Origin of the sequence: Herbaspirillum sp. YR522 (assembly GCF_000282575.1) — a bacterium.
Taxonomy (GTDB): Bacteria; Pseudomonadota; Gammaproteobacteria; order Burkholderiales; family Burkholderiaceae_D; genus Herbaspirillum.
Map to the genome: position 1 here is coordinate 1 of NZ_AKJA01000088.1, position 3,145 is coordinate 3,145.

Annotated in this window: 3 protein-coding genes; 1 reads left to right on the forward strand and 2 read right to left on the reverse strand. The window is 62.3% G+C overall.

The features are described from left to right. Positions 1–447: 447 nt before the first annotated feature. On the reverse strand, positions 448–1,326 hold the full coding sequence (locus PMI40_RS11890; protein WP_008115558.1) for a helix-turn-helix transcriptional regulator: 879 nt from the start codon (positions 1,324–1,326) through the stop codon (positions 448–450). Positions 1,327–1,422: 96 nt separating this feature from the next. Here PMI40_RS11890 and PMI40_RS11895 point away from each other — a divergent pair, with 96 nt between their 5' ends. Next, positions 1,423–2,307, forward strand: coding sequence for an SDR family oxidoreductase (locus PMI40_RS11895; protein ID WP_008115559.1), 885 nt, complete (start codon positions 1,423–1,425; stop codon positions 2,305–2,307). A gap of 37 nt (positions 2,308–2,344) precedes the next feature. Here the strand turns inward: PMI40_RS11895 and PMI40_RS11900 are convergent. Further along, positions 2,345–3,145, reverse strand: an 801-nt coding sequence (locus PMI40_RS11900; protein WP_008115560.1) for a MipA/OmpV family protein, incomplete at its 5' end; no start/stop codon positions are given.

Here is a 3,145-nt window from a genome sequence, read left to right on the forward strand (position 1 = left end):
CACTGGCGGGGGAGCCAATGGCGACTAAGGACGTGGCCAGGAGCACACTGCAAAACAATTTCTTCATCATCACACACCTCTTTCTTTGAATTAATTCATGAGAATGCACAACCACGGGGGAGAGCGCTCCGGAGATTGAATTGTTGTGGCCGGAACGTGAGGGGGTGTCTCGGATTTGTATTTGTCCTAGCGACTTTGTTTGAAGAGACGAAGCGAGATTAACTCTTGTTACAAAAAATCTCAATAAATTTTGTTACGAAATGATCAAAATTTGTTGCGATGTAGGAATCCTGGAAGTCGCTCTGGTAAAGGGTTTCCGACGAAACTCACAAAAAATTTTTCCGCATCGCAATGTTCCGGAACATTGCCTTGGATAAACCTGAAAAATTAGCTTATTCGGTATGGCCGATGGCCCGGGTGGTTTTCCCGGGCGCAACCCGGCATCGTTCATGCGTGCATTGCCGAGTAGGCGGGAGCCGTTGCGCGGGCGTCGAGTGAGTCGTAGGTGGCAGCGACGAGCTGCGATATCCGCACCGCATCATCGGACCGGGTGGGATTGTAGACGACCATGTGCAGGTCCGGCCGGCCATCGACGGCGAAGCCGGAATACTCCAGTTCCAGCAAGCCCAGGCCGGGATGATGCACGCGCTTGGTTCCCTCGCCGTGGACGCGCACGTCATGGTCTTGCCATAGCGCCGCAAATTCGGGACTGGTCCGGCTCAGTTCGTCGACCAAAAGCGCGGCCTGCGAAGTGGCCCCGGCCCTGGTGACGTCGGCCCTGAAGGCGGCGACGACGAAACGGGCAATGCCATCCCAGTCGTCCTGGCGCTGGCGCACTCGCGAATTGGAAAAGATCAGTCGCAGGATGTTGCGCTGCTCCACCGGCAACGCACTGTAGTCGGTCAGTACCACGGCCGCGGCGCGGTTCCAGGCCACCACATCCCAGGTCGAGGTGCGGATGATGGCGGGGCTGACTTCGAAGGCATCCAGCAGGCGCTGCAATCTCGGCGTGATGCCTTCACCGCGGGTGAACTTCAGGTCCGGTGGATGGCCACGTCCGAGCAGGAACATATGTTCGCGCTCTGGCTCGGTCAGCATGAGCCCGGCGGCGATGCGATTGAGCACGTCGACCGATGGCGCACCGCCGCGCCCCTGTTCAAGCCAGGTGTACCAGGTGGTGCTGATGTTGGCCAGCTGGGCGACCTCTTCGCGCCGTAGTCCGGAGGTGCGCCGCCGCGCGCCTGAAAACCCGAACGCCGCCGGATCCAGCCGGCTCCTGCGGTCCATCAGATAGGTGCCGAGCGTCTTTTCCGGTGTCGTGGCCATGCTTATCCTGTTGAGTGTTATACCCCTATAAGGTCACTACTTTAACAGGATAACAAAACGGCGCATGCTGCAATTCCCATTACCAAGGAGAACCTCATGCGGATATTTCTTACCGGCGCCACCGGCTTCATCGGATCCAGGCTTGTCATCGAACTCATCCATGCCGGTCACCAGGTGCTGGGGCTGACGCGTTCGCGGGCGGGCGAGCAGGCATTGCAAGCGATCGGCGCGCAAGCGCACCGTGGCGATATCGAAGACCTTCAGAGCTTGCGCGAGGGCGCCGCCCAATGCGAAGGCGTCATCCACACCGCGTTCGACCATGACTTCAACCACTTCGTGGCCAATTGCGAAAAGGACCGGCGTGCCATCCTGGCGCTGGGCGAGGGCCTGCGGGACAGCGAGGCGCCATTGCTGATCACCTCGGGTACCGGCATGGGCCAGGCAGGCCCTGGCCAGCTGGCCACCGAAGACCAGTTCGACCCGGCGCACAGGCATCCGCGCATTGCCTCGGAACTGGCCGGGCAGGCGCTGCTGCAGCAGGGACTCAATGTGTCGGTGATGCGCTTGTCCCAGATCCACGATGCCACCCGCCAGGGGCTGGTGACGTACCTGGTTGCGCTGGCACGCGAGAAGGGCGTCTCGGCCTATATCGGCCAAGGGCAGAATCGCTGGTGCGCCGCGCACGTCTCGGACGCGGCCCGGCTGTACGTATCGGCATTGGAAAGACGCCAGCGTGGCGCACGCTACCACGCAGTGGCCGAGCAGGGTATCACGCTGCGCTCGATTGCCGAGGTCATCGCAAGGCAACTGGGGCTGCCGGTGCAAAGCGTACCCGAGCAGGATGCGCCGGCGCATTTCGGATGGCTGGCAGGCTTTGCCGCCTCGGACATGCCGGCCAGCAGCGCCTGGACCCAGCAACGGCTGCAATGGCATCCCGCAGGGCCTGGCCTGCTCACCAGCCTGGCGCAGATCGCGCCATGAGGGCTTCAGGCCGTCCCGGGCCGAGTGGCCGCGGTGGCTATTTGAAGTGATAGCTCACGGCCACCAGCGCCATGTCTTCGATCTTGTGGTTCACCAGCGGGCTGTCGGAGACGGCGTTGCCCAGCCACTTGCGACGCCAGGTCAGGTTGAGGCGCCAGTTGTCGGGCAGTGCCACATCGGCCGACAGGCCCAGGATCGGGTTGGTCGATGCGCCGGCCTGGTATTGGCGATAGCCGCTGGCGACCGATTCGTTGGCGGTCACGCCGACGAAATAATTGTTATAGCTGGCGCTGCGGCGCTCCACGCCCAGTTGCGGGTACAGGTTGAAGGGGCCGGCGGTCAATTGAGCGGCATAGATCGCTTCGAACAGCGAGCCGTGGGAGTCATTGACGTCATAGAAGGCATTCAGGAAGAAAGCCCCGTAGCGGGTTTCCTGGTAGGTGCCGATGCCCAGTGGTACCGGGTTGGAGCGGCGGCGCAGGCCACGCTCGGCATCGAAGCCGTCGAAGCTGGCGCGCGCGGCGAATTCGAGATAACCGGCGCCGATGCGCGCGGTCTTGACGCCGAAGGTGTCGAGTCGTGCGAAGAAGCGGCCATAGTCGAAGTAGGCGTAGGGCAGGACCTTGTTCTGGTCGCTCTTGCCCAGCACGTTGCGTTCGAGGTGGAATACCCCGGCGCCGAGATCGCCGACGATGCGGTCCTGCAGGGCCAGGCTGTCGGTTGGCGCAGTGGCCTGCTGGGCCATGGCGGGCGCGGCGCACAGCAGTGAAAGGGTCAGGGCGAAGGCGGTTTTCATGATCGGAGTCGTGGTGACGGCTGCCGCACGATACGGCAGCCA

Excerpts from the sequence above, each read along its gene's own strand:
- PMI40_RS11890 (WP_008115558.1), bottom strand. The coding sequence starts at position 1,326 with ATGGCCACGACACCGGAAAAGACGCTCGGCACCTATCTGATGGACCGC.
- PMI40_RS11895 (WP_008115559.1), top strand. The coding sequence starts at position 1,423 with ATGCGGATATTTCTTACCGGCGCCACCGGCTTCATCGGATCCAGGCTT.